Source organism: Nocardia sp. CDC159 (genome assembly GCF_023740735.1).
Classification (GTDB): domain Bacteria; phylum Actinomycetota; class Actinomycetes; order Mycobacteriales; family Mycobacteriaceae; genus Nocardia; species Nocardia pulmonis.
In genome coordinates, this window is the sequence record NZ_JAMRXH010000002.1 from 361,700 (window position 1) to 386,829 (window position 25,130).

Consider the following 25,130-nt stretch of genomic DNA (forward strand, 5'->3'; position numbering starts at 1 on the left):
CCGCCAGCTTTGGCGAAGAATTCAAGCACATTTGCAAAATCATCAGCAAACTCATTCGAGGCCGCATGACCACCACCACCACCGAACATCCCGCGCGCCTGGCCGGTCGCGCCTCCCAGGCCGCGGTGCGCGCCCGCGACAAGCAGGCGTGGCTGGATCTGTTCGCCCCCGACGGCATCGTCGAGGACCCCATCGGTCCCTCGGTCTTCGATCCGGAGGGCCGGGGGCACCGCGGGCGCGCGGCCATCGCGGCCTTCTGGGACCGGGCCATCGCGCCGACCGAGTCGATCGAGTTCGTCTTCGACGACTCCTTCGCCTGCGGTGACGAGGTCGCCTTCACCGGCCTCATCCGCACCCGGCTGGGCGGGCACGTCATCGATGCCGAGGGCGTGTTCACCTACCGGGTCGACGCCGAGGGCCGGATCGCGGCCCTGCGCGCGTTCTGGGAGACCGATCGAGCCATGGCGACCATGAAGAAGGAGTAGACCCTTCGGGAGGGGCCCGAAAGACGAAGGGCGGGCACCGAATCGGTGCACGCCCCTGCTCGTCTGCGCGGCTAGGCGCCGGTCCGGTAGTCCACCGGGAACTCCTTGATCCCGTTGAGCCAGCCCGAGGGCAGGCGCTTGGGATCGCCGATGCGGGTGATGTCGGGCAGGTGATCGGCGATGGCATTGAAGATCAGATCGATCTCCAGCCGAGCCAGATTCGCCCCGATGCAGAAGTGCGCGCCGGTGCCTCCGAAGGACAGGTGTGGATTCGGATCGCGCAGAATGTCGAACTTGTACGGGTTTTCGAAGACGTCCTCGTCGAAGTTGGCCGAGCGGTACACCATCAGTACCCGCTGCCCCTTCTCGATCCGCACCCCGCCGATCTCCACATCCTCGAGCGCGGTGCGCTGGAACGAGCTCACCGGGGTGGCCCAGCGGATGATCTCGTCGGCGGCGGTCGCGGGCCGCTCTTGCTTGTAGAGCTCCCACTGGTCCGGATGCTCCAGGAATGCGATCATGCCGTGGCTGATGGCATTTCGGGTGGTCTCGTTGCCCGCCACCGCGAGCAGGATCACGAAGAAACCGAACTCCTCCGAGGTCAGCGCCTCGCCATCGATATCGGCATGGACGAGTTCGGTCACGATGTCCTTGGCCGGGGACGCCTTGCGCGCCTCGGCCATCCGATAGGCGTAGCCGAGGATCTCCATCGAGGAGGCCAGCGGATCGATGTCGACCATATCCGGATCGTCGTAGCCGGTCATCTCGTTGGACCAGCGGAAGACCTTCATTCGGTCCTCCTGCGGAATGCCGATCAGCTCCGCGATCGCCTGCAGCGGCAGCTCACACGCCACCTGGGTGACGAAGTCGCCGGAACCGGCGGCCGCGGCGGCCTCGACGATCGCACGGGCGCGCTCGGACAGCTCGGCGCGCAGCGAGTTGATCGCGCGCGGGGTGAAGCCCTTGGAGATCAGCTTGCGCAGCTTGGTGTGCTCGGGGGCGTCCTTGTTCAGGATGACCAGGCGCTGCATCTCGATGTTCTCGCGCGAGATGTCGTCGTTGAACCGCGGGATGGCCGTGTTCTCGAAGCTGGAGAACACATCGCTGCGCCGCGAGATCTCCTTGACGTCGGCGTGCTTGGTGACCACCCAGAAGCCGTCGTCGTGGAAGCCGCCGACCTCCGGCGACTTGGGGTTCCACCAGATCGGAGCGGTCCGGCGCAGTTCGGCGAGTTCCTCGACCGGAACCCGCTGGCCCCACAGCTCCGGATCGGTCACATCGAACCCGTCCGGAAGTTCGGGGGCCGTGCGAGTGTCTACCACCAGCTGTCTCCTTCGACCAACTGAAACACGTACTCGAACGCGTATTGGAACACGTTCTACCTTCATTGCAACATAGGTGGTATCACTAGTAAAGAAGCCGTCTCAGGCACTCTCGTTTCGTATGGAACTTGTTTCATTTTCTGGTCGGAAGGATGGACCATGGGCACTCCCGTCATCGTCGAGGCCGCGCGCACCCCGATCGGTAAGCGCGGCGGCTGGCTGGCCGGCCTGCACGCCGCCGAGCTCCTCGGGGTCGCCCAGCGCGGCGTCCTCGAGCGCGCCCATCTCGATCCGGCCCTGGTGGAGCAGGTCGTCGGCGGCTGCGTGACCCAGGCCGGGGAGCAGTCCAACAACGTCACCCGCACGGCCTGGCTGCATGCCGGACTGCCCTGGCAGGTCGGCGCCACCACCATCGACGCCCAGTGCGGTTCGGCACAGCAGGCCAGCCATATGGTCGCCGGGCTGATCGCGGCGGGAGCGATCGAGGTGGGCATCGCGTGCGGGGTCGAGGCCATGAGCCATGTCCCGCTGGGCGCGAACGTCGGCGAGCACGCCGGGCCCCGGCGGCCCGCGAGCTGGAACATCGATATGCCCAACCAGTTCGAGGCGGCCGAACGAATCGCCAAGCGGCGCGGCATCACCCGCGCCGACGTCGACGAATTCGGTGAGCGCTCACAGCGTCTGGCCGCGCGGGCATGGGCCGAGGGCCGCTTCGACCGCGAGGTGCTGACCGTCAGCGCCCCGCAGGTGGACAGGGACGGCAATCCGACCGGCGAGAAGCTCGACGTCCACCGCGATCAGGGCCTGCGCGAGACCACGCGCGCGGGGTTGGCCACGTTGAAGCCGGTCCTCGAGGGCGGCCTCCACACCGCGGGCACCTCCTCGCAGATCTCCGATGGCGCGGCCGCGGTGCTGCTCATGGACGCGGCGGCCGCCGAGCGGGCCGGGCTGCGGCCGCGGGCGCGCATCGTCACCCAGTGCCTGGTGGGGGCGGAACCGGAGTTCCATTTGGACGGTCCCGTCCAGGCCTGCGGTCGACTGCTGGAGCGCTCGGGCATGAGCATGTCCGATATCGATGTGTTCGAGATCAACGAGGCGTTCGCCTCGGTGCCGCTGTCCTGGGCGTCGGTGCACCGGCCCGATCCGGATAGGGTGAATGTCAACGGCGGCGCGATCGCGCTCGGACATCCGGTCGGCAGCACCGGATCGCGTCTCATCACAACGGCTTTGCACGAACTGGAACGGTCCGACTCCTCGATCGCAATGGTCCTCATGTGCGCCGGTGGCGCACTTGCGACTGGAACGATCATCGAACGGCTCTAGAACGCTGGTCTTTTGGATCGAGTTGAACGTTCATCCTCCGGGGCCCTGGACGTGGCGTACACCACACAAAGCACGGTACAGACAGGAAGATGAGACGTCAGCTATCTTACGGTTATCGACGGTCTGCCGAACAAGAGGTCTGCGACGGGCCAGAACCGCTCTGCGCCAGCGCTTCCCAACAACCGCTGCGGTGGCCCGCAAACGTACCGGCCATCTTCCGTTCCCGAACCGGGCGCCTGGAAGCTTCAAGGAAATCACGAATCAGGCGTAGGTTTTCAGTTACTTAGCCGCTAATATCAATGATACGTATCCGAGATAACGACTGTTAGTACAGCGAAGGGAATTGGGCGGCTCACAATGGCTGATTTCGCGGCGCGGCTGAACAAGCTGTTCGAAACCGTGCATCCCCCGGGGCGTAAGCCGCACACCAACGCGGAGGTGGCTGCCGCGCTGACGGCAGCCGGACATCCGATCTCGAAACCGTACCTCTCGCAGTTGCGGTCGGGACAACGGACGAACCCGTCCGACGAGACGGTGGCTGCGCTGGCGAAGTTCTTCAAGGTCAAACCGGACTACTTCTTCAACGACATCTACGCGGCCAAGATCGACCACGATCTGGAGCTGCTGTCACAGCTGCAGGGCTACGGCCTGCGGCGCTTGTCGAGTAGGGCGTTCGACCTCTCCGAAGAGTCACAGAACCTACTCACCTCGATGGCCGAGAAGCTGCGAGCGAGCGAGGGTCTGCCCGAGATTCCGCCGGACGGCACGGAATAGGAAGCACACCAAGACAACACAGTGCGGTGACTCGGAGCCGCACTGTGTTTGTTTTGCGGTAGGGGCCTCGGCGGGGGTCGTTTCGGCCCGCTTCCGTACCCGGATGTGACCTACGACTCCATACCGGGCGGTTGGGCGAATCTTCGGCGTCCTGTGACCTCACCGACTCTGCGCGGTCGACCGGCGATCACTTCCGGTGTTCTCGAACGCCCGGGCGATGGCCTGAACCCACCCGCGCGGGCTGTGACCCTCCGGCGGGGCGATCCAGCGTGCGTCGACGATCACATCGCCCAGCGGATTGCGGGCCCAGCGGGCGACCTGTTCGGCCCGCTCGGCCAGAGAGGCGGGCGGCGGCCCGGCGGCCGCGATCTCGATCCCGCCGCCGGACTGCAGATACAGCGCGTCCATGATCTGTGCCACCTGGTCGGAGGCCTTGAGCTGCGTGGTGGATCCGGTCTGGTCGTGCGCGATCACCTCCGGAAACCGCTTGGTCAGCACCCGATGCAGTACCCGGATCTGCCGCAGCAGCAGGCGCGCCCGCGCCCACAGCTCGATCACGATCCACACCGCGCCGATCGCGATCAGCAGGCTGGCCACCTGCCAGGCGGGCCAGAACCAGCCCGGCTCGCCCGGCCGCGCCGCGGGCTGCTCCATGAGCAGCCGGCGGACCGACAGCACCGCCAGCACGCCGACCAGGATGGTTCCGGACGTGTAGAGCGCGATACCCCGGCCCAGGGCGGTCCAGTCCAGGTTGCGAAATCCGGTCAGGGCGATGAACGCGCAGCCGAGCAGCACGGCCAGCCAGCCGAAGGTGGTCGACCACGCCAGCGCGACGGCCACCACGATCAGGCCCGCGGCGTAGATCATCGCCGCGATCTGACGCAGGTTGCGCCGCGACACCACCGGCCAGGCGGCCGCGGCGACCACCGAGGTGGCCACCACGAACAGCAGCCACGCCGCCAGCTGCGCCTTGTCGGCCACCGCCTGACCCCGAATGCCCTGCGGCATCGTGTGATCCAGCGCGACCCCGACCTCCGGAATGGCGATGGTGGCCGCGGCCGCGACGGCGGCGACCGCCACCACGATCGCGACGCGCGCGGTCGTGGCGGGCTTGACCAGCACGCGTCCGACGCGCGCACCGGCCGCCACCCACACCAGCAGGGCGGTCAACCAGAACGTCATACCGTGCCCTCCTCGGTCGTGCCCCGCGCTGCCTCGGTCATCCGAGCGCCTCGTCGAATCGAAGAACCGAGACGCCCGCGCCCCGGTTGTTGAACACGCGCAGGCGGGTGAGCAGCATGTTCGCGAAAGTCTCTGCCTCCCACTCGCACTGATCGTCCTCGCCGTCGTCGACGATCTGCTGGTGCGCCCGCTGGCTCAGCATGTAGGCGATCAGATCGTCGCTGGCCTCCAGCGTCACCTCCGCCGCGGGCTCGCCCGGATGGTCGAAGATGATGTGTCCCAATTCGTGTGCGAGCGTGTGGTCGCGGGTGGGCAGCGCACAGGCCAGCACGATCACGTCCTTGTCCGGATAGCTGCGCCGCTGGCCGCATACGCCCGGGCCGAGGTTGGCCGAGGCGATCTCGATGGGGCGGCGACGTTCGGCCGAAATCGCCTGTACCACTTCGTCGAGCGTGCAGGCGTCGAAGTCGGCCGCCACCGCGCAGACCGCGTCGACGGCCGCCGCGACGCGGCGATAGGAACGACTGCTCTGTGCCCGGCTCTCGGTCATCTGCTCACCCCCTACGCCCTCGGCCCGAAGAACTCCGCGCGCGCGGCATCGATGCGCGCCTGCGCGGCCGAGGCGCTCTGGAAGCTGACCGCACCGGAACCGGCCGCCGCCAATGCCATTGCCGCGAGACCGCCGATCACGGTCAGCACCTTGACCGGCGGCAGCGGGCTCTCGGCCGCGGTCGGCTGCACATTCGGCGTGGGCGGCTGGGCGAGCACGGGCGGCGGGGGTGGTGGCGGCGGGGGCGCCGGGGGTGCGGGCGGCGGCACGGGCGCGGCGACCGGGGCCGGGGCGGGCGGCGCGATCGCGGGCAGTGCCGGGACGGCGGGCGGCGCGGGTACCGGAGGGATGATCAGCGGCGGCGCGGGCACCACCGGCGGCGGCACCGGAACCGGTTGCAGCAGAAGCAGAAGCAGCAGCGGCGAGAGCACCGCGGCCGAGCCGACGGCCGCCGAACCCGTGGCGGCCGAACCGGTGGCCGCCGAACCGATGCCCGCGGAACCGACCGCGGCCGAACCGGTCCCGAGCAGCGTGGCCAGGGCCGAGCCGGTGGCCGAGCCCGTACCCAGCACGGTCGCCGAACCGGTACCGAACAGCACGGTCAGCGCCGAGCCGGTGGCGGAGCCGGTGCCCAGCAGCGCGGAACCCGTTGCTGCCCCGGCCGATCCGACCGCGGCCGAACCGGTGGCGGCCCCGGCCGAACCCGTGCCCAGCACCGCCGAGCCGGTTCCCGCCAGCGCCGAGCCGGTGGTCGCGCCCGCGGAACCCACTGCGGCCGAACCGGTGCCGCCGACCGCGGAACCCGTGCCCGCACCGGCGGAGCCGACCGCGGCCGAACCCGCGGCGGCCGAACCCGTGGCCGCGGAGCCGAGCGCGGCCGAGCCGGTGCCGAGCGCACCGGCGGAACCGCTGCCGAGCAGTCCGGCGGAACCGGGATCGAGGATGGCGATCAGGCTCGGCAGAGCTGCGGGCTTGGATTGTGCCGAACCGCTCTGACCTGCGACATCCTCGGCATCAGCGACCTCCGTCGCGGGATCGGCCGAGCCCGTGCGACCCGGGATCGCCAGCGGAGTGCCGGTATCGGGCCCGTCGATGGCGCAGCGGGGACAGGAGCCGTTGGGTTGCGCCTGCGCGGCGAGGGGGCCGAGGAGACCGCAACCAGCGAGGACGCCGGCTACCGCCGCCACGCGCGCTATGCGACCAACGGTCATGCGCTCTTGCCTTCCCCTCATCCACTTAACAGCGCAGATCTCTCACCCCGGTCGCGAATCATCCGGGACTTTTTACGGATGTCGATCATCATAACTGCCAAATGTTTGCCCGTGCAGGTCGAGCATGTGAGCTGGCCCACTTTCACCCGCGGTGTGTATCACACATCGACGGGGTGGATCGAGCCGTGCGCGATGACCGGGTGCGATGCGCCCGCGGCTGCCGCGGAGCTTGGCCGCGCAGCGGAATCGCCACCGATTATCGCCGGTCCCACAAGGTTATTCGAAGCCGGGCGGCCGCCGGATCGCCGCCGGACGCATCGAGTCGGAACGGGTCGCCGGGACCGGCCGTGAGGGGCGGCGTCCGGCCCGGCGACCAGGGGGATCAGCTTCCGTACACCGGCTCGGGCGGAGCTGCCTTGGCAATCAGCTCGCGTACCGCCGGACCCAGTTCCGTGGGTTCCCAGCGGGCGCCGCGATCGATCGGCACGCCGTGCCGCCAGCCGTCGGCCAGCGCCACCTTGCCGCCCTCGACCTCGAACATCCGCCCGGTCACCCCGGCCGAATCGGCGCTGCCCAGCCAGACCACCAGCGGCGACACGTTCTCGGGGGCCATCGCGTCGAAGCCCGTCTCGGGCCTGGCCATCATCTCGGCGAAGACGGCCTCGGTCATGCGGGTGCGCGCGGACGGGGCGATGGCGTTGACCGTGATGCCGTAGCGGCCGAATTCCGCGGCGGCGGTGATCGTCAGCGCGGCGATGCCGGCCTTGGCCGCGGCGTAATTACCCTGGCCGACGCTGCCCTGCAGGCCCGCGCCGGAGCTGGTGTTGATGATGCGAGCGTCCACCGGGCGGCCCGCCTTGGACTCACCGCGCCAGAATTCGGCGGCGTGCCGCATGGTGGCGAAATGGCCCTTGAGGTGCACGCGGATCACCGCGTCCCACTCCTGCTCGGCCAGATTGACCAGCATCCGGTCGCGCACGATCCCGGCATTGTTGACCAGCACGTCCAGCCCGCCGAAGGCGTCCACGGCCTGGTGGATCAGCCGCTTCGCCCCGGCCCAGTCGGCCACGTCGTCGCCGTTGACCACGGCCTTGCCGCCGAGCTCCAGGATCTCCGCGACCACCCGCGCGGCCGGGGAGTCGCTGCGCCCCACCCCGTCCAGCTCCGCGCCCAGATCGTTGACCACGACATTGGCCCCGGCCGCGGCGAAGGCAAGCGCGTGTGCGCGGCCGATGCCGCGGCCCGCGCCGGTGACGATGACGGTGCGGCCCGCGCAGATCTTGTCGGTCATCTCCACTGCTCTCATTTCCCTTGTGCTGCTGAGTCGTTGACCGTCGCCGCGGCCAGGAATGCCGGACGTTCGCCGCCGCCGTGCACGGTCAGCGCCGCGCCACTGACATACCCCGCCAGCGGCGAGGCCAGAAAGACGGCGACCCGGCCGACATCCTCGGGGGTCGCGAGCCGACCGAGCGGCACGGTATCGGCGACGGCCGCGACACCCGCCTCGTCGCCGTAGTGCAGGTGACTGCTCTCGGTGTGCACCAGGCCGACCACCACCGAATTCACCCGCACCCGCGGCGCCCACTCCACGGCAAGGGAGGCGACCAGGTTGTCCAGTCCTGCCTTGGCCGCACCGTAGGCCGCGGTGCCGGGCGAGGGCCGGTGACCGCTGACGCTCGAGATCATCACGATCGACCCGCCACCGGGCTGGTCCTGCATGACGCGATTGGCGGCTTGCGAAACCAGCAGCGGGGCAATCAGATTGAGTTCCACGATCTTGGCGTGAAAGTTGCGGCTCGCGGTCGCGGCCGGGGCGAACGGCGCACCGCCCGCATTGTTCACCACGTGGTCGAGCCGTCCGTACCGCTCGGCGATGCCGTCGATGAGCGCCCGCACGGATTCGCCGTCGCGCACGTCGCAGGCGACGAATTCGGCCGTGCGACCCGAATCGGCGATCGGCGCGTCGGCCGGGCGGCGCGCACACGCGATCACGGTCGCCCCGGCCGCCAGGAACATCCGGCTGATTCCGGCCCCGACGCCGCGCACCCCGCCGGTGATCAGAACGACCGATCCGGAGAGGTCCACTTCAATTGCCACCGTGTTAACCTACCAAGCAACTGCTTGCTTTGCCAACGAATGGACATGCGATGGGCATCAACCGTCACACCGAGAGCTCCGGCATCGAGGTCGTCACGATCGACTACCCGCCGGTCAATGCCCTGCCCACGGCCGGCTGGTTCGCGCTGGCCGATGCGGTGCGCGCGGCCGGGCGGGATCCGGAGACCAGGGTGGTGGTGCTGCGGGCGGACAACCGCGGCTTCAACGCCGGCGTGGATATCAAGGAGATCCAGCGCGATTCGGGACATCAGGCGCTGATCGATGCCAATCACGGCTGCTACGAGGCGTTTTCGGCGGTCTACGAATGTCAGGTCCCGGTGCTCGCCGCGGTGCACGGCTTCTGCCTCGGCGGCGGCATCGGCCTGGTGGGCAATGCCGATGTGATCATCGCCTCCGACGACGCCACCTTCGGCCTACCCGAGGTGGAGCGGGGCGCGCTCGGCGCGGCGACGCATCTGGCGCGGCTGGTGCCGCAGCATCTGATGCGGGCGCTGTTCTACACCGCGAGCACGGTGAGCGCGCAGCGACTGCAGCACTTCGGCTCGGTGTACAGGGTGGTGCCGCGGGCCGAGTTGGACGCGGCGGCACTGGAGGTCGCGAAGAGCATCGCCGCCAAGGACGGGCGGGTGATCCGGGCGGCCAAGCGGGCGCTGAACGGGATCGACGTGCAGGACGTGCATCGCAGCTACCGGTTCGAGCAGGGCTTCACCTTCGAGCTGAACCTCGCGGGCGTCGCCGACGAGATCCGGGCTCGCTTCGAAGCGGATCTCGCGGCGCGGCGAGAGGGGAAATGACCATGCGGGACAAGCGAATGACGCTCGACGAGATCGTCGGCGAACTGCGCAGCGGCATGACGATCGGCATCGGCGGTTGGGGCTCGCGGCGCAAGCCAATGGCGCTGGTGCGCGCGCTGCTGCGCTCGGATGTCACCGATCTGACCGTGGTCACCTACGGCGGGCCGGATCTAGGGCTGCTGTGCTCGGCGGGCAAGGTGCGCAAGGCCTATTACGGATTCGTGTCGCTGGATTCCGCCCCGTTCTACGATCCGTGGTTCGCCAAGGCCCGGACCTCGGGGGAGCTGATCGCGCGCGAGATGGACGAGGGCATGGTCAAGTGCGGGCTGCAGGCCGCGGCCGCGCGGCTGCCGTTCCTGCCGATCCGCGCCGGGCTCGGCTCGGATGTGCCGACCTTCTGGGAGGGCGAACTGCGCACGGTCGACTCGCCGTATCCGGACGACTCCGGCCGGGCCGAGACCCTGATCGCCATGCCCGCCCTGTCCCTGGACGCGGCGCTGGTGCATCTGGATCTGGGCGATCGACACGGCAACGCCGCCTACACCGGCGTCGATCCGTATATGGACGAGCTGTACTGCCTGGCCGCCGAGCGCCGGTATCTGTCGGTGGATCGGCTGGTCGAGACCGAGGAGCTGGTAAAAGCCGTTCCGCAGCAGGCGATCATCCTCAATCGCCTGATGGTCGACGGGGTGGTCGAGACGCCGGGCGGCGCGCATTTCACCTTCGCCGGCGGGTACGGCCGCGACGAGAAATTCCAGCGGCACTATGTGGCGGCCGCCGCCGATCCCGAGGCGTGGGCCGCGTTCCGGGCCCGCTATCTGGACGTCACCGAGGACGAATATCAGGCGGCCGTGCGCGAATTCGGCGAGGAGCAGGCGAAATGACCGACACCACCATCGCGACCCGCGCCGAGGTGTGCGCGGTCGCCTGCGCCGAGATCTTCCGGGGCGCGGGCGAGATCATGGCCAGCCCGATGTCACCGATTCCGACCATCGGGGCGCGGCTGGCCCGGCTGACCTTCGCACCGGATCTGCTGATCTCCGACGGCGAGGCGATATTGCTGGCGGAGCCGCCCGCGCTGGGCGGCAAGGCCCCCGCGGAGGGCTGGATTCCGTTCGGGAAGGTGTTCGATGTGGTCGCCTCCGGGCGGCGGCATGTGATCATGGGCGCGAATCAGCTGGACCGGTACGGCAATCAGAACCTGTCGGCATTCGGGCCGTTGCAGCGGCCGACGCGCCAGATGTTCGGCGTCCGCGGCGCACCCGGCAATACGATCAACCACCCGACCAGCTACTTCGTCCCCCGGCACGGCAGGCGGGTGTTCTGCGAGCGGGTCGATATCGTGAGCGGAATCGGTTACGACAGGGTCGATCCCGGCAATCCGGCCTACCGCTTCCATCACCTGCACCGTGTGGTGAGCAATCTCGGGGTCTTCGACTTCGGCGGTCCCGGGCACACGCTGCGGGCGCTGTCACTGCATCCGGGTGTCACCCCGGACGAGGTCGCCGACAACACCTCCTTCGAGATCGCCGGGCTCGACACCGCGGAGACCACCCGGTGTCCGAACGAGGAGGAGCTACGGATCATCCGAACCGTGCTCGACCCCAACGGGATTCGTGACCGCGAGGTGGCGTCGTGACCACCCGGCTGCACACACCGCTGACCGATCTGGTCGGCATCGAGCATCCGATCGTGCAGACCGGTATGGGCTGGGTGGCCGGACCCCGGTTGGTCGCCGCCACCGCGCAGGCGGGCGGGTTGGGCATCCTGGCCTCGGCCACCATGACCTTCGCCGAACTCGAGGCGGCGATCGCCAAGACCAAGGCCAACACCGACCGGCCGTTCGGGGTGAACATCCGCGCCGACGCCACCGATGCGCCCGAGCGGATCGAACTGCTCATCCGGGAGGGGGTCCGCGTCGCCTCGTTCGCGTTGGCCCCGAAGCGCGAGCTCATCGCCCGGCTCAAAGCTGCCGGGGTAGTGGTGATTCCGTCGGTCGGCGCGGCCAAGCACGCCGTGAAGGTCGCCTCCTGGGGCGCCGACGCGGTGATCGTGCAGGGTGGCGAGGGTGGCGGGCACACCGGTCCGGTGGCCACCACGCTGCTGCTGCCCTCGGTGCTCGACGCCGTCGACATACCCGTCGTGGCGGCCGGTGGGTTTTTTGACGGCCGCGGTCTGGCGGCCGCCCTGGCCTACGGCGCGGCCGGTGTCGCGATGGGCACCCGATTCCTGCTCACCCGGGAGAGCACCGTCCCCGACGCGGTGAAACAGGAGTATCTGCGCCGCGGCCTGCAGGACACGGTGGTATCGCTGAAGGTCGACGGCATGCCGCACCGCGTGCTGAATACCGAACTGGTTGCCCGCCTGGAACATTCGGGCCGCTGGCGCGGCCTGGCCGCCGCGGTGGGCAACGCGGCGAAGTTCAAGAGCATGACCGGCATGCGGTGGTCCACCATGGTCCGCGACGGTCTGGCCATGCGAAGGACCAAGGACCTCAGCTGGTCCCAGGTCGTCATGGCCGCCAACACCCCCATGCTTCTCAGGGCCGGTCTGGTCGAGGGCAATACCCAGGCGGGCGTGCTGGCGGCAGGCCAGGTCACCGGCATCATCGACGACCTGCCCACCGTCGCCGAACTCGTCGACCGCATCGTCGCCGACGCCATCGCGCGGATCGAGGCGCTCGCCGCGCCGCGTCCTAGCGCGGAGTGATCCGCACGCGGTTGTCGTGGAAGACCGCGCCGCCCGCGAAGTCGGCGTCGCGCTCGGCGATGGTGGCATTGACGGTGCTGCCGCCGGACAGCTTGGCCCAGCGGCCCTTGGTGGTCGCGGCGACGCCGGGGCGGACGCGGTCGGAGACCTCGGCCAGGGCCTCGAAGGAGCCGCGCGCGTTGGCCACGAGAATCTTCGCGCCGTCGAGGATGCCGCGGTCCGCGGCGTCGTCGGGGTGCACGATCACCGTGGGTTCCCCGGCGCGACGCAGCAATTCGGGATTCGAGCCGAAGGTCGTGTTCAGGAAGTGGTGCGCGGCGGCGGAGATGAGCACCAGGCCGTCGCCCGCATCGGCGGGCGGGGTGTAGGCGGGCAGCGGATCGTGTCCGGCCGCCGCGGCCCGATCGGAGACGAAGCGCAGCTTGTCCGCGGGCACCGGGCCGGGCCCGATCTTCAGGAAGCCCTCGGCGCGTAGCCGACCGACATCGTAGCCGCGCAGCAGCTGCCGAGCCAGTTCCTCGTCGGAGTCGTAGAGCGCCGGTTCGGTCAGTCCCATTCGGCGAGCGAGGCGGCGGAAGGTCTCGGTGGTGGACAGGCATTCACCGGGCGGCTCGACGGCCGGTTCGTTCCACACCAGGTAGAGATGACCGTATCCGGCGATGACGTCCAGATGTTCGGGCTGCATGGTGGCCGGTAGCACGATGTCGGCGTAGTCGACGGTATCGGTCGGAAAGTGTTCCAGCACAACGGTGAACAGATCCTCGCGCCGCAGGCCCTCGATCACCCGACCCTGCTGCGGATTCGAGCCGACCGGATTGGCAGCGATCACGAACAGCGCCTTGACCGGCGGCTCGCCGACCTCGAGCAGGCCCTCGGCCAGCCGGGTCATCGACAGCGTCCGCACCGGATGCGGCAGCAGGTCGAACCGGACCAGTTCGGACAGCCCCAGCCGGAAATGACCGCTGGTCGAATAGTGCAGTCCCCCACCGGGAATCGCCCAGTCTCCCGTCACACCCGGCAGGCAGGACAGTACGCGCAGCGCCATCCCGCCGCCCGCGTGCCGCTGCATGCCCTGCGAGGCCCGGATCGCCGTCGGCCGGGTTCGGGCGATGCGCTCGCCCAGCGCCAGGATCTGCTCGGGCTCCAGCCCGGTGATCTCGGCGGTCCGCTCGGGGGTGAATTCCGCTAGGCGGCTTCGGAATTCGGGCCAGCCGACGGTGCGCTGGGCGATGAATTCGTCGTCCTGCGCTCCCAGCGACACGATCACGTGCATCAGTCCGAGCGCCAGCGCGGCATCGGTGCCGGGCAGCGGGGCCAGATGTTCGTCGCAGCGCTCGGCGGTGCGGGTGCGCACCGGATCGATCGCCACCAGATAGGCCCCGCTGTCCTGGACGAACTTCCAGAAATGATGGCCCGAGGTAAGCGGATTGGTGCCCCACAGCAGGATCAGTCGCGATTTCGCGAAGTCCTCCGGATCCATGCCGCCGGAGGTCCCGAGCGTGTATTGCAGCCCGGCCGTGCCCGCCACCGAGCAGATCGTGGGATCGTGCAGCGAGGCGCCGAGCACATTGAAGAACCGGCGGCCCGAAAGCCCTTCCAGGCCCTGGATATAGCCCAGGCTCCCGGTGCCGTGGAACGGCCAGATCGCCTCGCCGCCGAATTCGCCGATGATCCCGTGGAGCCGCTCGGCGATCTCGTCGAGCGCCTGCTCCCAGCTGATCCGCTCGAACCGGCCCTCCCCCTTGCGGCCGACCCGGCGCATCGGATAACGGATCCGGTCGGGCGAGCCGACCTGTTCGAGGTACCGGTTGACCTTCACGCACAGCGCCCCGCGCGTGACCGGATGCTCCTTGTTGCCCCGCAGCCCGACCGCCACGCCGTCCCGGACGTCCACCACCCAGGAGCACGCATCGGGGCAGTCCAGCGGGCAAGCACCCAGTACCTTCACGACCTCGATGGTAGAGGCCCGGCTCAGCCCAGGCGCTCGATGATGGTCACGTTGGCGGTGCCACCGCCCTCGCAAATGGTGAGCAGGCCGTAGCGGCCCCGCACCCGCTCGAGCTCGCTCAGCAGGGTGGCGAACAGTTTCGCGCCGGTCGCGCCCAGCGGATGACCCAGCGCGATCGCGCCGCCGTTCACGTTCACCCGGTCCGGATCGGCGCCGGTCTCCCGCAACCAGGCCAGCACCACCGGGGCGAAGGCCTCGTTGATCTCGATCACATCCATGTCGTCGATGGTCAGACCGGTCTTGGCCAGCGCCCAGCGGGTGGCGGGGATGGGTGCGGTGAGCATGTAGATCGGATCCGCGCCGCGGGCGCTCACGTGGTGGACGCGGGCGCGCGGGGTCAGGCCGAACTCCTCGACCGCCCACGGCGAGGCCAGCAGGGTCGCGCTCGCCCCGTCGGAGATCTGGCTGGCCACCGCGGCGGTCAGCGGGCTGCCCTCGCTCAGCGGTTTCAGCGCGGCCATCTTCTCCAGGCTGGTCTCGCGTGGTCCCTCGTCGATCCAGAAGTCGCCGACCGGCACGATCTCGCGGTCGAAGCGGCCCTGCGCGATGGCATTTCGGGCGCGCTGATGGCTGCGCAACGCCCAGCGCTCCATATCCTCGCGGCCGATGCCCCACTTCTCCGCGATCAGCTGCGCGCCGCGGAACTGCGAGACCTCGCCGGTGCCGTAGCGGTGATCCCAACCCTGCGCACCGACGAAGGGGGAATCGAAGCCGTATTCCCTACCCGCCAGCATGGCCGCCGAGATCGGGATGGCGCTCATGTTCTGCACGCCGCCCGCGACGATCACCTCGGCGGTGCCGCTCATGATGGCCTGCGCGCCGAAGTTGATCGCCTGCTGGCTGGAGCCGCACTGCCGGTCCACCGTCACGCCCGGAACCTCCTCCGGATATCCGGCCGCCAACCACGCTGTGCGCGCGATATTTCCGGCCTGCGGGCCGATCGCGTCGACGCAGCCGAAGATCACGTCGTCGACCTGGATGGGGTCGATCGGATTGCGCGCCAACAGGCCCCGCAGGGCGGCCGCTCCCAGATCGGCCGGGTGCACACCGGACAGCGCCCCGCCGCGCTTACCTACCGGGGTGCGCACGGCATCGATCACGTACGCCTCCCGCAACGGGGCGTACCGGCGGGTGGACGGTGCGGACATGGTGAAACTCCTAGGGAGACTTGGCTTCGTCGGATGCATCAGGCCCGGAGGCGGCAGCTTGCGTAACCATGGAGGGCCCCGCATCCGACGCCATGGGCACAGCGTTGGTGAGCCCGTCGAGCACGATGGTCAGGTACTGCTTGGCGAGGTTGTCGACGGTGATGCGGCCGCCGGGCTGATACCAGCGCACGGCCACCCAGACGGTGTCGCGCAGGAATCGGAAGGCCAGCTCCACATCGAGTTCGGGCCGGAAGCTGCCGTCCTCGACGCCCCGGGTGAGCACGCCCAGCCACATCTGGCGGAACTCCCGGTTGTACTCCACGATATAGGCGAAACGTTCGGTGCCGCTGAGCCTTTTGGCCTCGGCCTGGTAGATCGCGACGGCGGCATGCCAGCGGTCGAACGATTCGTAGGACGCGGTGACCAACGCCTCCAACGTATCCCGCGCCGACAGCCCCGCGGCGACGATCTCGCGATAGCGCCCGAACAGATCGTCGAGGAAGCCGCGCAGGATCTCGTCCACCATCGACTCCTTGGAATCGAAGTGGTGGTAGAGGCTGCCGGATAGAATCCCCGCCGCGTCGGCGATGTCACGAACCGTGGTGGCACGCAGCCCGCGCTCGGCGAACAATCCTGCCGCCAGCGCGAGCAGCTCGTTACGACGTGCGGATTTGGCGGTGTCGGGTGCGGTCACCCGCCCATCGTACAACCAAGCATTTGCTTGGTCCAAGCGCCCCCGGCCCCAAAGCCGCACCCTTTCCCGCACCTCGCACCATTTACAGCCGCCCACAGCGGGTGCGAAGCGCGGGAAGGGGTGCGACGGTCAGCGGACGGAGTAGCGCAGCGGGGAGGAGACGGACAGATCGGCGAGCAGCCGGTCGCAGATGACCACGGGCGACACCCCCGCCCGGGCCATGCGGGCCACCAGCGCCAATCTTCGCTCGCAGCTGTCCCATTCGACGGTCAGCGGGCCGCGGCCGGGTCCCGCGTCGACGGTGGCCATCGCCCGGGGCGGACCGCCGGGCTGCGGTTCCTCGCTGATCTTGAGAATCATGCCGCGCTGCCAGGCGCGATAGGTCTCCATATCCGCACCCACGACGAGTTTGTCGGTGGCCGCGCACAGCCCCTCGGCGATTCCGTCGGCGAAGGCGACCCGATCGAAACTGAACTTGCGGCACCGGCGCACGACCTCGAGCAGGTCGGCGCGGACCTCCCGCAGCAGCGCGGTCTGTTTGCGGCGGCGGCGATCGGACTCCGATTCCGGACGGCCCGGCTCGCGCACCATACCGATGCGCTGCGCGCGTTCGCGGTCACGGGCCATATCCTCGCGCAGCGCACCGCGCGGATCGCGCGCGACATCGGTCTCGTCGACGGCATGCTCCTCGAGGATCTGCGCGGCGCGCATGGCGGTCGCGCATTCCGAGGAGTGTTCGAGCAGTTCGGCACCGAAGGTCAGGGCGGCCAGCACGATGCTGTCCAGCCGCCGACGGGCCAGTACCACCTCGCGTACCAGCTCGAGTTCCAGTTCTTCTGTGTCTTCCTGACGATGGTCCAGACCCATGGGTCATGGTCCCTTCGAAAATTTCGGGAACCGGCCACCCTCAGGATTGCACAACTCCGGCTGGTCGGCGCCACCCAATTTGGGCCGACGCGAGTCGCCACGCCGGGGTCCGCTCAGGCGCGCTGGCTGCTCACCGAGACCACCTCCCCGGTCATATATGAGGTGTAGTCGCTGGCCAGCACGGCGATGGTCGCCGCGACCTCCCACGGCTCGGCGGCCCGCCCGAATGCCTCGTCCGCGGCCAGCCGATCGAGCAATTCGGCCGAGGTAACCTTGTCCAGGAACGGATGCCGCGCGATGCTCGGCGCGACCGCGTTGATCCGCACCCCCAGCGCCGCGGCCTCGACCGCGCTGCATCGGGTCAGTGCCATCACCCCCGCCTTGGCGGCGGCGTAGTGGGCCTGGCCGTGCTGCGCTCGCCAACCGAGCACGCTGGCATTGTTGACGATCACCCCGCCGTGCCCGGCGGCGCGGAAATACCGCAGCGCCGCACGGGTACACCGGAACGTCCCGTTGAGCGTGATGTCGAGTACGCGATCCCACTGCTCGTCGGTCATGTCGACAACCGGTGTCTGGCCGCCCAATCCGGCGTTGTTGACCATGATGTCGACGCGACCGAGCCGCTCGGCCGCCGTGCGCACGAGGTCGTCGACCTGTTCGGAGCTGGTCACATCGCAGCTCACCGCGCTCACCCGCCGCTGCGGGAACGCCGCGGCCAGCTCGTCCTCGGTCTGCTTCAATCGCCGCTCGTGCCAATCGGATACGACCACATCGGCGCCCTCGTCGAGCAGACGCCGGGCGGTGGCCGAGCCGATGCCGGTACCCGCGGCGGCCGTCACCACGGCCACCTTGCCGGTCAGCAGGCCGTGCCCCGGAATCGGCGGCGGCGGAACGGAAAGGTCTGTCACGGATGATCCTTCCTATCGAGCCTCGCGCGGCAGGCCCAGCACGCGTTCGGCGATGATGTTGCGCTGCACCTCGTTCGAGCCGCCGTAGATGGTGTCGGCGCGGCTGAACAGGAACAGCCGCTGCCAGTCGGTGAGATCGTCGGGTAGCGCGATCAGCCCGGGCGCACCCAGTACTGCCATGGCCAGCTCCCCCAGGTCGCGATGCCAGTTGGCCCACAGCAGCTTCGAGACCGAGGCCTGCCCCGCGGCCGTGCGCGCATCCACGGTGGTGTGCGCCGATTCCAGGGTGCGCAGCGCATGCGCCCGCAGCACCCGCAGTCCGACCCAAGCCCGGTCGAAGCGCTCGGCGAGCACCGGATCCGCTAGGGCACCATTGTCTTTCGCGACCGCCTCCAGATTCGACAGCTCGCGCGCGAAGCGGATCTGCTGGCCGACCGTGGAGACGCCGCGCTCGAAGGTCAGGGTGCCCATCGCCACTCGCCACCCGTCGCCCGGCGCGCCGACCACCAGATCGGCCGCGGTGCGGGCATTGTCGAAGAACACCTCGTTGAATTCGGCCGTGCCGGTCAACTGCACGATCGGCCGCACCTCGATGCCCGGCTGCCGCATCGGGACGAGCAGATACGACAGGCCGTGGTGGCGGGTCGAGCCGGGCTCGGTGCGGCACAGCACGAAACACCAGTCGGCCAGATGTGCCAGCGAGGTCCATATCTTCTGCCCGTTGAGCACCCACTCGTCGCCGTCGAGCCGCGCGGAGGTGGTGACCGCCGCCAGATCCGAACCCGCACCCGGCTCCGAATAGCCCTGGCACCACAGCTCGGTCACCGAACGGATGCCGGGCAGGAAGCGCCGCTTCTGCTCCTCGGTGCCGAAGGCCAGCAGGGTCGGCGCGCACAGCTCCTCGCCGACGTGCGAGACCCGGCTCGGGGCATTCGCCGCGGCGTATTCCTCGTGGAAGATCACTTGCTGGCGCAGCGTCGCCGCGCGGCCGCCGTACTCCCGCCGCCAGCCCAGACAGGTCCACCCGGCCGCGGCGAGATGACGATCCCATTCCAGCCGTTCGTCGAAAGCCTCGTGCTCGCGACCCGGACCGCCGAGTCCGCGCAGCTCCCGGAACCGGCCGTGCAGATTTTCCGCCAGCCATTCCCGCACGTCGGCGCGGAAGCGGGCATCATCCGAGCTGTCGGAATCCGGGGTCTGGCTCACACTCACTCCGGTAGAGTAACCTACCAAGCACTTGCTTGTTAACCGATCGAGGACGGCCGTGACGACCCTGGTCCAGACCACCCCGCTCGCCCTGCACGAGGTCGCGCGCGAGTTCGGCGACGAGCTCGCGATCAGCGCCGGGGAGACCCGCCTGAGCTGGGCGCAACTGCTCGACGCGGTGCGCGATGCCGCGGGCGCGCTCATCGCCCGCGGCATCGAGCGCGGCGATCGGGTCGCGATCTGGGCGCCCAATACCTGGCACTGGGTGGTCGCGGCCCTGGGCGCGCACTACGCGGGCGCGGCGCTGGTGCCGTTGAACACCCGATATGTGGCCGATGAGGCCGTGGACGTGCTGACGCGGGTGCGAGCGAAGGCGCTGTTCGTGACTGGGCCGTTCCTGGGCCGGGATCGATTGGCCGAATTACGCGCCGTGGCACCGGAACTGGCCATCGACACGGTGGTCGTGCTGCCCGGCGACGCGTCCGGCGAGCCGGGCGGCGATGCCCTCGCCTGGGCCGAGTTGCCCGGATTCGCGGCGCAGATCACCGCGGCGCAGATCACCGAGCGCGGGGAATCGGTTGGGCCCGAGGATATTTCCGACATCATGTTCACCTCCGGCACGACCGGGCGCAGCAAGGGCACCCTGATCGCCCATCGGCAGGCATTGAGCGTCGTGCGGGCCTGGGTGGAGCGCTCGACCCTGCGCAGCGGCGACCGGTACCTGGTGATCCCGCCGTTCTTCCACAACTTCGGTTACAAGGCGGCCATGCTCGCCTGCCTGGTCACCGGCGCGACGATCGTGCCGCAGGCGAGTTTCGACGTGCCCGAGACCATGCGGCTGGTGCGGGAGCAACGGATCACGGTGCTGACCGGCCCGCCCACGATCTATCAGAGCATCCTCGACCATCCGCGCCGCGCCGAATTCGATCTGAGCAGCCTGCGGGTCGCGGTCACCGGCGCGGCGACGGTGCCGGTGGTGCTGATCGAAAGAATGCGCGGGGAACTGGAATTCGACGTGGTGGTCACCGCGTACGGGCTGTCGGAGGCGGCCGGATTCGGCACCATGTGCCGCCCCGACGACGATCCGGAGACCATCGCCACCACCTCCGGCGCGGCCATCGCCGGATTCGAGCTGCGCATCGGCGACCACGGCGAGGTGCTGCTGCGCGGCCCCAACGTCATGCTCGGCTATCTGGACGATCCGGAGAACACCGCCAAAGCCATCGACGCCGACGGCTGGCTGCACACCGGCGATGTCGGAATCCTCGACGAGCGCGGCTATTTGACGATCACCGACCGGCTCAAGGACATGTACATCAGCGGCGGCTTCAACGTGTATCCGGCCGAGGTGGAACAGGTCCTGGCCCGGCTCGACGGCGTGGCGGAATCGGCGGTGGTCGGCGTTCCGGACGAGCGGATGGGCGAGGTCGGCAAGGCCTACGTCGTGCGCAGGCCCGGCGCGACACTGACCGAGCAGGACGTGATCGCCCACGCCCGAACGGGTTTGGCGAATTTCAAGGTGCCGCGCTATGTCGAGTTCCGCGACGCCCTGCCCTACAGCGCCGCCGGAAAAGTGCTCAAGCGGCACCTACGTGAGGAGATTTCGTGAGTACCGATCCGATTCCCGACGAGGGCGAGGTCGTCACATACGAGCGGCGCGGGCCGATCGCGATCGTCACGATGAATCGGCCGGACTATCGCAACGCGCAGAACTCGGTGATGACCTATGCGCTCGACGCCGCCTTCACCCGGGCCGTCGAGGACGCCGGCGTCAAGGTGATCGTGCTGGCGGGCAGTGGAAAACACTTCAGCGCCGGACACGATATCGGCACCCCCGGCCGCGATCACCACGTGCACTACGAGAACAGGGCCGCGCTGTGGTGGGACCACGTCGACCGCCCGGGCGGCGATCAGCGCTTCGCCCGCGAGCTCGAGGTGTATCTGGGGATGTGCCGCCGGTGGCGCGAGATACCCAAGCCGACCATCGCCATGGTGCAGGGGGCCTGTATCGCCGGTGCCCTCATGCTCGCGTGGGTGTGCGACCTGATCGTCGCCTCCGAGGACGCGTTCTTCTCCGATCCCGTTGTGCGGATGGGCATTCCGGGTGTGGAGTACTTCGCGCACCCGTGGGTGCTCGGTCCGCGCCGCGCCAAGGAGATGTTGTTCACCGGCGATCGCTTCACCGCCGCCCAGGCCTACGAGTGGGGCATGGTCAACCGCGTCGTCCCGCGCGCGGAGCTGGAGTCGCAGACGCTGGCGCTGGCCGAGAAGATGTCGGCCATGCCGCAATTCGGGCTGGCGCTGACCAAGAAGGCCGTCAATCAGTGCGAGGACCTGATGGGCATGCGGGCGGGCATGGATTCGGTGTTCGGGCTGCACCATTTCGCGCATGCGCACAATGCCGAGGTCGGCGCGGATGCGCTGGGCGGTATGGACGCCCGGTCGATGAAGGCGAGCGCGCGGGCGGAGGGGGAGAACTAGATGGATCTCGACTTCGGTTCCGCCGCTGAGCGATTCCGGCTCGAGGTGCGCGAGTTCCTGCGCGCCAACCTGCCCGCGCGGCCGCTGCCCTCGATGGACACCCGCGCGGGCTTCGAGGCGCACCGGGAGTGGGAGCGTACCCTCGCCGAGGCGCGGCTGTCGGTGGTCTCCTGGCCGGAGCCCTACGGCGGGCGCGATGCCTCGCTGCTGGAGTGGGTGCTGTTCGAGGAGGAGTACTACGCGGCGGGCGCGCCCGGGCGGGTGAGCCAGAACGGCATCTTCCTGCTCGCGCCGACGCTGTTCGAGCACGGCCGTCCGGAGCAGCTGGAGCGGATTCTGCCGCGGATGGCCCGCGGCGACGACATCTGGGCGCAGGCCTGGTCGGAGCCCGAGGCGGGCAGCGATCTGGCGGGCATTCGCTCCACCGCGCGGCGCACGAGCGGCGGCTGGATTCTCGACGGGCAGAAGACCTGGAGTTCGCGGGCGTCCTACGCGGACTGGGCCTTCGGGCTGTTCCGCAGCGATCCGGAGGCCGAGCGGCATCAGGGGCTGACCTATGTGATGTTCCCGCTGACCGCAGACGGGGTGAGCGTGCGGCCGATTCCGCAGCTCGACGGCGAACCCGGCTTCGCGGAGATCTTCCTGGACAATGTGTTCGTCCCCGACCGCGATGTGATCGGCGCGCCGAACGAGGGCTGGCGGCTGGCCATGAGCACCTCCAGCAATGAGCGCGGACTGTCGCTGCGCAGCCCGGGCCGGTTCAACGCCACCGCCGCCAGGCTCGTCGAACTGTGGCGCGACACCGCCGATCCCGCCGATACCGCGCTGCGAGATCGCGTGGTGGACGGCTGGATCGGGGCCGAGGCGTACCGGCTCGGCACCTTCGCGACCGTGACCCGGCTGGCCGAGGGCGGCAAGTTGGGCGCGGAATCCTCGGTGAACAAGGTGTTCTGGTCCGAACTGGACATCGCCATGCACGAGACCGCGCTGGAGCTGCTGGGCGCGGCCGCCGAGCACACCTCCGGCTGGACCGACGGCTACCTGTTCGCCCTGGCGGGCCCGATCTACGCCGGTACCAACGAGATTCAGCGCAATATCATCGCCGAACGCCTGCTCGGCCTGCCGCGCTGATCGCCCCGCAGAACGGATTGTCGATGAGATTTGCATTAGCCCCCGAACAGCGCGACTTCGCCACCAGCCTGCGCAAGATCTGCGATGCCGCGGGCACGCCCGCCCTGGTACGGGCCTGGGGCGGCGGCGATCATCGCGGCGGGCGCGCCCTGATCCGCCAGCTCGCGGGCGCGGGCGCGCTGGGCCTGGCGATCGCCGAGGAGTACGGCGGGCTGGGCGCGGAACCGATCGATCTGGTGGTCGCGGCGCGGGAGTTCGGCCGCGCCGCGGTACCGGGTCCGCTGATCGAGACCGCGGCGGTGATTCCGGCTCTGCTGCAAGGTATTCCGGAGAGCGATTCGGCGCGGAAGTGGCTGGGCTACCTAGCCGAGGGTCGTGCGCTCGGTACCCTCGCGCTGGAACCCGGGCTGCCCGCACTGGACGCCGATATCGCCGAGGTGGCGCTGCTCGCCGACGGTGATCGGCTCTACACCGCCCATCGCGGCGACCAGGTGCGCTCGATCGATCCGGCCCGGCGGCTGTTCGACATGGTCGCCGACGAGCTGGTGGCCGAGGGTGATTCGGTGCGCGCGGCGCTGGCGGCCGCCTTCGACGCGGGCGCGCTGGCCACGGCGGCACAGTTGCTGGGCGCGGGGCGGGCGCTGCTGGACACCACGGTGGCCTATGCCAAGCAGCGTCATCAGTTCGGCAGGCCGATCGGCCAGTACCAGGCCGTCAAACATCAGCTGGCGAACGCGCTCATCGATCTCGACATGGCCGAGCCGCTCCTGTTCCGGGCCGCGCTGACGCTGCATACCCCCGATCGCGCCCGCGACGTCTCCGCCGCCAAGATCGCCTGCGCCGACGCCGCCCACCGGTCCGCCCGCGCCGCGCTGCAGATACACGGCGCGATCGGCTATACGGCCGAATACGACCTGTCACTGTGGCTGACGAAGGTCACCGCACTGCGATCAGCTTGGGGCACAAACGATTTCCACCGATCCCGGATCGCCGACGCGCTGCGTGCGGGGACCGGGGTGTCCGGATGAGCGGCCCGCGGCGCGGCATCACGATCACCGACGAGTCGAGCACGGGCCGCGGACGCCGCGCCAGCGAGAGGGGAACCCGGGAATGAGCGACGTCACGGAGCTGGGACAGCTCGCCGACACGGTGCGGGCCGTACTCGCGAAACATGGCGATCGCGAGGTCCTGCGGCGGGCGCTCGAGAGCGAGACCGGCTACGACGAGCAGCTGTGGACGCTGCTGTGCGAGCAGGTCGGTGTGGCCGCGCTGGCCGTGCCCGAGGAGTACGGCGGGATCGGCGCCGGACTCGAGGCCGCCTTGGTGGTGGTCGAGGAGTTGGGCCGCACGCTGCACGCGCCACCGATGCTCGGGTCGGCCGTGCTGGGCGTGCGGGCGGTGCTGTCGTCCGGCGACGGGGAAGCCTGCGGCCGGTTGTTGCCCGAGGTGGCCGAGGGTGCACGCACCCTGGCCCTGTGCTGGGCTGGTGAGCGCGGCTGGGACGAGCCGGGTGTCCGGGTGGTCGACGAAAGGCTGAGCGGCACGGCCCATTACGTACTCGATGGCTCGACGGCGGACACACTCATCGTGGTAACCCCCGAGGGTCTGTTCGAAATCGACGCCGCCGCACCGCAAGTGGCGCGGACCGTATCCCCGACGATGGATCCGACCCGACGCCTGTCGCGGATCACCTTCACCGACGCACCCGCCCGCCCCCTCGGCGGCACTGCGCGAACGGTGTCCCGGCTGCGCGAGCTCGCCTGGGCCGCACTCGCCGCCGAACAGGTCGGCGCGGCCGACCACTGCCTGGCCATGACGGTGGAGTACACCAAATCCCGCGTCCAGTTCGGCCGCCCCATCGGCAGCTTCCAAGCCCTCAAACACCGCATGGCCGACATGTACGTGCTGGTCGAATCCGCGCGTTCGGCGGCACACACCGCAATCACGGCCCTCTCCACCGAAAGCCCCTCCGCCACACTGGATCTGGCCGCGGCCCGCATCCACTGCTCGCAGACCTTGTCCGCAGTGGCCGCCGAAACGGTTCAGCTGCACGGCGGCATCGCCATCACCTGGGAGCACGACGCCCACCTGTACTTCAAACGCGCCCACGCCGACGCCTACCTGTTCGGCACCCCGGCACGCCCGCTGGCCCGCCCGGCGTGAAGGGGTGGTGATCCTCGATCGAAAAGTTCACCGAGGCTCCCGATGGATTGGGAAAG

At 69.3% G+C, this 25,130-nt stretch carries 24 protein-coding genes; 12 read left to right on the top strand and 12 right to left on the bottom strand.

The genetic code is table 11. The features are described 5' to 3' along the window. The first annotated feature begins 65 nt into the window (after window positions 1-65). Window positions 66-485 (top strand): nuclear transport factor 2 family protein, encoded by a 420-nt coding sequence (locus NDR87_RS05425; RefSeq protein ID WP_251909899.1) that lies wholly within the window; start codon window positions 66-68, stop codon window positions 483-485. A 71-nt stretch (window positions 486-556) separates the two neighbouring features. Here the strand turns inward: NDR87_RS05425 and NDR87_RS05430 are convergent, their stop codons facing one another. Then, window positions 557-1,807, bottom strand: coding sequence for a cytochrome P450 (locus tag NDR87_RS05430; protein ID WP_251909898.1), 1,251 nt, complete (start codon window positions 1,805-1,807; stop codon window positions 557-559). 159 nt (window positions 1,808-1,966) lie between these two features. On the opposite strand from NDR87_RS05430, the gene NDR87_RS05435 reads away from it, so the two are divergent. Both NDR87_RS05435 and NDR87_RS05440 read left to right on the top strand, forming a co-directional pair. Continuing rightward, window positions 1,967-3,130: a steroid 3-ketoacyl-CoA thiolase gene (locus NDR87_RS05435; protein ID WP_251909897.1), complete on the top strand. Its 1,164-nt coding sequence runs from the start codon at window positions 1,967-1,969 to the stop codon at window positions 3,128-3,130. A gap of 357 nt (window positions 3,131-3,487) precedes the next feature. After that, window positions 3,488-3,904: a helix-turn-helix domain-containing protein gene (locus NDR87_RS05440; protein WP_062508866.1), complete on the top strand. Its 417-nt coding sequence runs from the start codon at window positions 3,488-3,490 to the stop codon at window positions 3,902-3,904. A gap of 159 nt (window positions 3,905-4,063) precedes the next feature. Here the strand turns inward: NDR87_RS05440 and NDR87_RS05445 are convergent, their stop codons facing one another. From NDR87_RS05445 to NDR87_RS05465, 5 genes are all read right to left on the bottom strand, one after another. Continuing rightward, on the bottom strand, window positions 4,064-5,086 hold the full coding sequence (locus tag NDR87_RS05445) for a hypothetical protein (protein ID WP_251909896.1): 1,023 nt from the start codon (window positions 5,084-5,086) through the stop codon (window positions 4,064-4,066). Window positions 5,087-5,123: 37 nt separating this feature from the next. Continuing rightward, window positions 5,124-5,636: an ImmA/IrrE family metallo-endopeptidase gene (locus NDR87_RS05450; RefSeq protein WP_251909895.1), complete on the bottom strand. Its 513-nt coding sequence runs from the start codon at window positions 5,634-5,636 to the stop codon at window positions 5,124-5,126. An 11-nt stretch (window positions 5,637-5,647) separates the two neighbouring features. Continuing rightward, on the bottom strand, window positions 5,648-6,823 hold the full coding sequence (locus tag NDR87_RS05455) for a hypothetical protein (protein ID WP_251910230.1): 1,176 nt from the start codon (window positions 6,821-6,823) through the stop codon (window positions 5,648-5,650). A gap of 406 nt (window positions 6,824-7,229) precedes the next feature. Continuing rightward, window positions 7,230-8,138: an SDR family oxidoreductase gene (locus tag NDR87_RS05460; RefSeq protein ID WP_251909894.1), complete on the bottom strand. Its 909-nt coding sequence runs from the start codon at window positions 8,136-8,138 to the stop codon at window positions 7,230-7,232. An 11-nt stretch (window positions 8,139-8,149) separates the two neighbouring features. Beyond that, window positions 8,150-8,944 (bottom strand): SDR family oxidoreductase, encoded by a 795-nt coding sequence (locus tag NDR87_RS05465; protein WP_372494084.1) that lies wholly within the window; start codon window positions 8,942-8,944, stop codon window positions 8,150-8,152. 50 nt (window positions 8,945-8,994) lie between these two features. Here NDR87_RS05465 and NDR87_RS05470 point away from each other — a divergent pair, with 50 nt between their 5' ends. From NDR87_RS05470 to NDR87_RS05485, 4 genes are read left to right on the top strand one after another with little or no spacing between them, the layout of a single operon-like run. Then, entirely contained in the window at window positions 8,995-9,759 is a 765-nt protein-coding gene (locus tag NDR87_RS05470; RefSeq protein WP_251909893.1) for an enoyl-CoA hydratase family protein, read from the top strand. A gap of 2 nt (window positions 9,760-9,761) precedes the next feature. Continuing rightward, a complete protein-coding gene (locus NDR87_RS05475; protein ID WP_251909892.1) occupies window positions 9,762-10,643 on the top strand; it encodes a CoA transferase subunit A in 882 nt (293 codons plus the stop codon). Then, the gene (locus NDR87_RS05480; protein ID WP_251909891.1) at window positions 10,640-11,398 is read left to right on the top strand and encodes a CoA-transferase subunit beta; all 759 of its coding nucleotides are present in this window, start codon (window positions 10,640-10,642) and stop codon (window positions 11,396-11,398) included. The genes NDR87_RS05475 and NDR87_RS05480 overlap by 4 nt, the downstream gene beginning before the upstream one ends. Next, window positions 11,395-12,468 (top strand): nitronate monooxygenase, encoded by a 1,074-nt coding sequence (locus NDR87_RS05485; RefSeq protein WP_251909890.1) that lies wholly within the window; start codon window positions 11,395-11,397, stop codon window positions 12,466-12,468. Before NDR87_RS05480 ends, NDR87_RS05485 begins: the two co-directional genes overlap by 4 nt. Here NDR87_RS05485 and NDR87_RS05490 read toward each other — a convergent pair. From NDR87_RS05490 to NDR87_RS05515, 6 genes are all read right to left on the bottom strand, one after another. Further along, entirely contained in the window at window positions 12,455-14,416 is a 1,962-nt protein-coding gene (locus NDR87_RS05490; RefSeq protein ID WP_251909889.1) for a molybdopterin-dependent oxidoreductase, read from the bottom strand. The two genes, NDR87_RS05485 and NDR87_RS05490, sit on opposite strands and share 14 nt — an antisense overlap. Before the next feature lie 23 nt (window positions 14,417-14,439). After that, a complete protein-coding gene (locus tag NDR87_RS05495) occupies window positions 14,440-15,591 on the bottom strand; it encodes an acetyl-CoA C-acetyltransferase (RefSeq protein WP_251910207.1) in 1,152 nt (383 codons plus the stop codon). A 43-nt stretch (window positions 15,592-15,634) separates the two neighbouring features. Beyond that, window positions 15,635-16,318, bottom strand: a complete 684-nt coding sequence (locus NDR87_RS05500) for a TetR/AcrR family transcriptional regulator (RefSeq protein ID WP_251909888.1) — start codon at window positions 16,316-16,318, stop codon at window positions 15,635-15,637. A 129-nt stretch (window positions 16,319-16,447) separates the two neighbouring features. Further along, complete coding sequence (locus NDR87_RS05505) at window positions 16,448-17,185, bottom strand: hypothetical protein (protein WP_251909887.1); 738 nt, start codon at window positions 17,183-17,185, stop codon at window positions 16,448-16,450. Window positions 17,186-17,298: 113 nt separating this feature from the next. Beyond that, window positions 17,299-18,093 (bottom strand): SDR family oxidoreductase, encoded by a 795-nt coding sequence (locus NDR87_RS05510; RefSeq protein WP_251909886.1) that lies wholly within the window; start codon window positions 18,091-18,093, stop codon window positions 17,299-17,301. A 12-nt stretch (window positions 18,094-18,105) separates the two neighbouring features. Beyond that, window positions 18,106-19,305, bottom strand: a complete 1,200-nt coding sequence (locus tag NDR87_RS05515; protein ID WP_251909885.1) for an acyl-CoA dehydrogenase family protein — start codon at window positions 19,303-19,305, stop codon at window positions 18,106-18,108. A 52-nt stretch (window positions 19,306-19,357) separates the two neighbouring features. On the opposite strand from NDR87_RS05515, the gene NDR87_RS05520 reads away from it, so the two are divergent. The 5 genes from NDR87_RS05520 (at window position 19,358) to NDR87_RS05540 (ending at window position 25,074) form a co-directional block, all read left to right on the top strand. Further along, the gene (locus NDR87_RS05520) at window positions 19,358-20,908 is read left to right on the top strand and encodes a FadD3 family acyl-CoA ligase (RefSeq protein ID WP_251909884.1); all 1,551 of its coding nucleotides are present in this window, start codon (window positions 19,358-19,360) and stop codon (window positions 20,906-20,908) included. Next, window positions 20,905-21,780, top strand: coding sequence for an enoyl-CoA hydratase (locus NDR87_RS05525; RefSeq protein ID WP_308212050.1), 876 nt, complete (start codon window positions 20,905-20,907; stop codon window positions 21,778-21,780). Before NDR87_RS05520 ends, NDR87_RS05525 begins: the two co-directional genes overlap by 4 nt. Next, window positions 21,781-22,911 (top strand): acyl-CoA dehydrogenase family protein, encoded by a 1,131-nt coding sequence (locus tag NDR87_RS05530; RefSeq protein ID WP_251909883.1) that lies wholly within the window; start codon window positions 21,781-21,783, stop codon window positions 22,909-22,911. A gap of 23 nt (window positions 22,912-22,934) precedes the next feature. Continuing rightward, window positions 22,935-23,939: an acyl-CoA dehydrogenase family protein gene (locus tag NDR87_RS05535; RefSeq protein WP_251909882.1), complete on the top strand. Its 1,005-nt coding sequence runs from the start codon at window positions 22,935-22,937 to the stop codon at window positions 23,937-23,939. An 82-nt stretch (window positions 23,940-24,021) separates the two neighbouring features. Next, window positions 24,022-25,074 carry an acyl-CoA dehydrogenase family protein gene (locus NDR87_RS05540; RefSeq protein WP_251909881.1) on the top strand — a complete coding sequence of 351 codons (1,053 nt, stop codon included), beginning with the start codon at window positions 24,022-24,024 and terminating at the stop codon, window positions 25,072-25,074. The last annotated feature ends 56 nt before the right edge of the window (window positions 25,075-25,130 follow it).

Excerpts from the sequence above, each read along its gene's own strand:
- NDR87_RS05445 (WP_251909896.1), bottom strand. The coding sequence starts at position 5,086 with ATGACGTTCTGGTTGACCGCCCTGCTGGTGTGGGTGGCGGCCGGTGCG.
- NDR87_RS05475 (WP_251909892.1), top strand. The coding sequence starts at position 9,762 with ATGCGGGACAAGCGAATGACGCTCGACGAGATCGTCGGCGAACTGCGC.
- NDR87_RS05470 (WP_251909893.1), top strand. The coding sequence starts at position 8,995 with ATGGGCATCAACCGTCACACCGAGAGCTCCGGCATCGAGGTCGTCACG.
- NDR87_RS05425 (WP_251909899.1), top strand. The coding sequence starts at position 66 with ATGACCACCACCACCACCGAACATCCCGCGCGCCTGGCCGGTCGCGCC.
- NDR87_RS05460 (WP_251909894.1), bottom strand. The coding sequence starts at position 8,138 with ATGACCGACAAGATCTGCGCGGGCCGCACCGTCATCGTCACCGGCGCG.
- NDR87_RS05450 (WP_251909895.1), bottom strand. The coding sequence starts at position 5,636 with ATGACCGAGAGCCGGGCACAGAGCAGTCGTTCCTATCGCCGCGTCGCG.
- NDR87_RS05540 (WP_251909881.1), top strand. The coding sequence starts at position 24,022 with ATGAGCGACGTCACGGAGCTGGGACAGCTCGCCGACACGGTGCGGGCC.
- NDR87_RS05530 (WP_251909883.1), top strand. The coding sequence starts at position 21,781 with ATGGATCTCGACTTCGGTTCCGCCGCTGAGCGATTCCGGCTCGAGGTG.
- NDR87_RS05505 (WP_251909887.1), bottom strand. The coding sequence starts at position 17,185 with ATGGGTCTGGACCATCGTCAGGAAGACACAGAAGAACTGGAACTCGAG.
- NDR87_RS05435 (WP_251909897.1), top strand. The coding sequence starts at position 1,967 with ATGGGCACTCCCGTCATCGTCGAGGCCGCGCGCACCCCGATCGGTAAG.
- NDR87_RS05535 (WP_251909882.1), top strand. The coding sequence starts at position 22,935 with ATGAGATTTGCATTAGCCCCCGAACAGCGCGACTTCGCCACCAGCCTG.
- NDR87_RS05480 (WP_251909891.1), top strand. The coding sequence starts at position 10,640 with ATGACCGACACCACCATCGCGACCCGCGCCGAGGTGTGCGCGGTCGCC.
- NDR87_RS05440 (WP_062508866.1), top strand. The coding sequence starts at position 3,488 with ATGGCTGATTTCGCGGCGCGGCTGAACAAGCTGTTCGAAACCGTGCAT.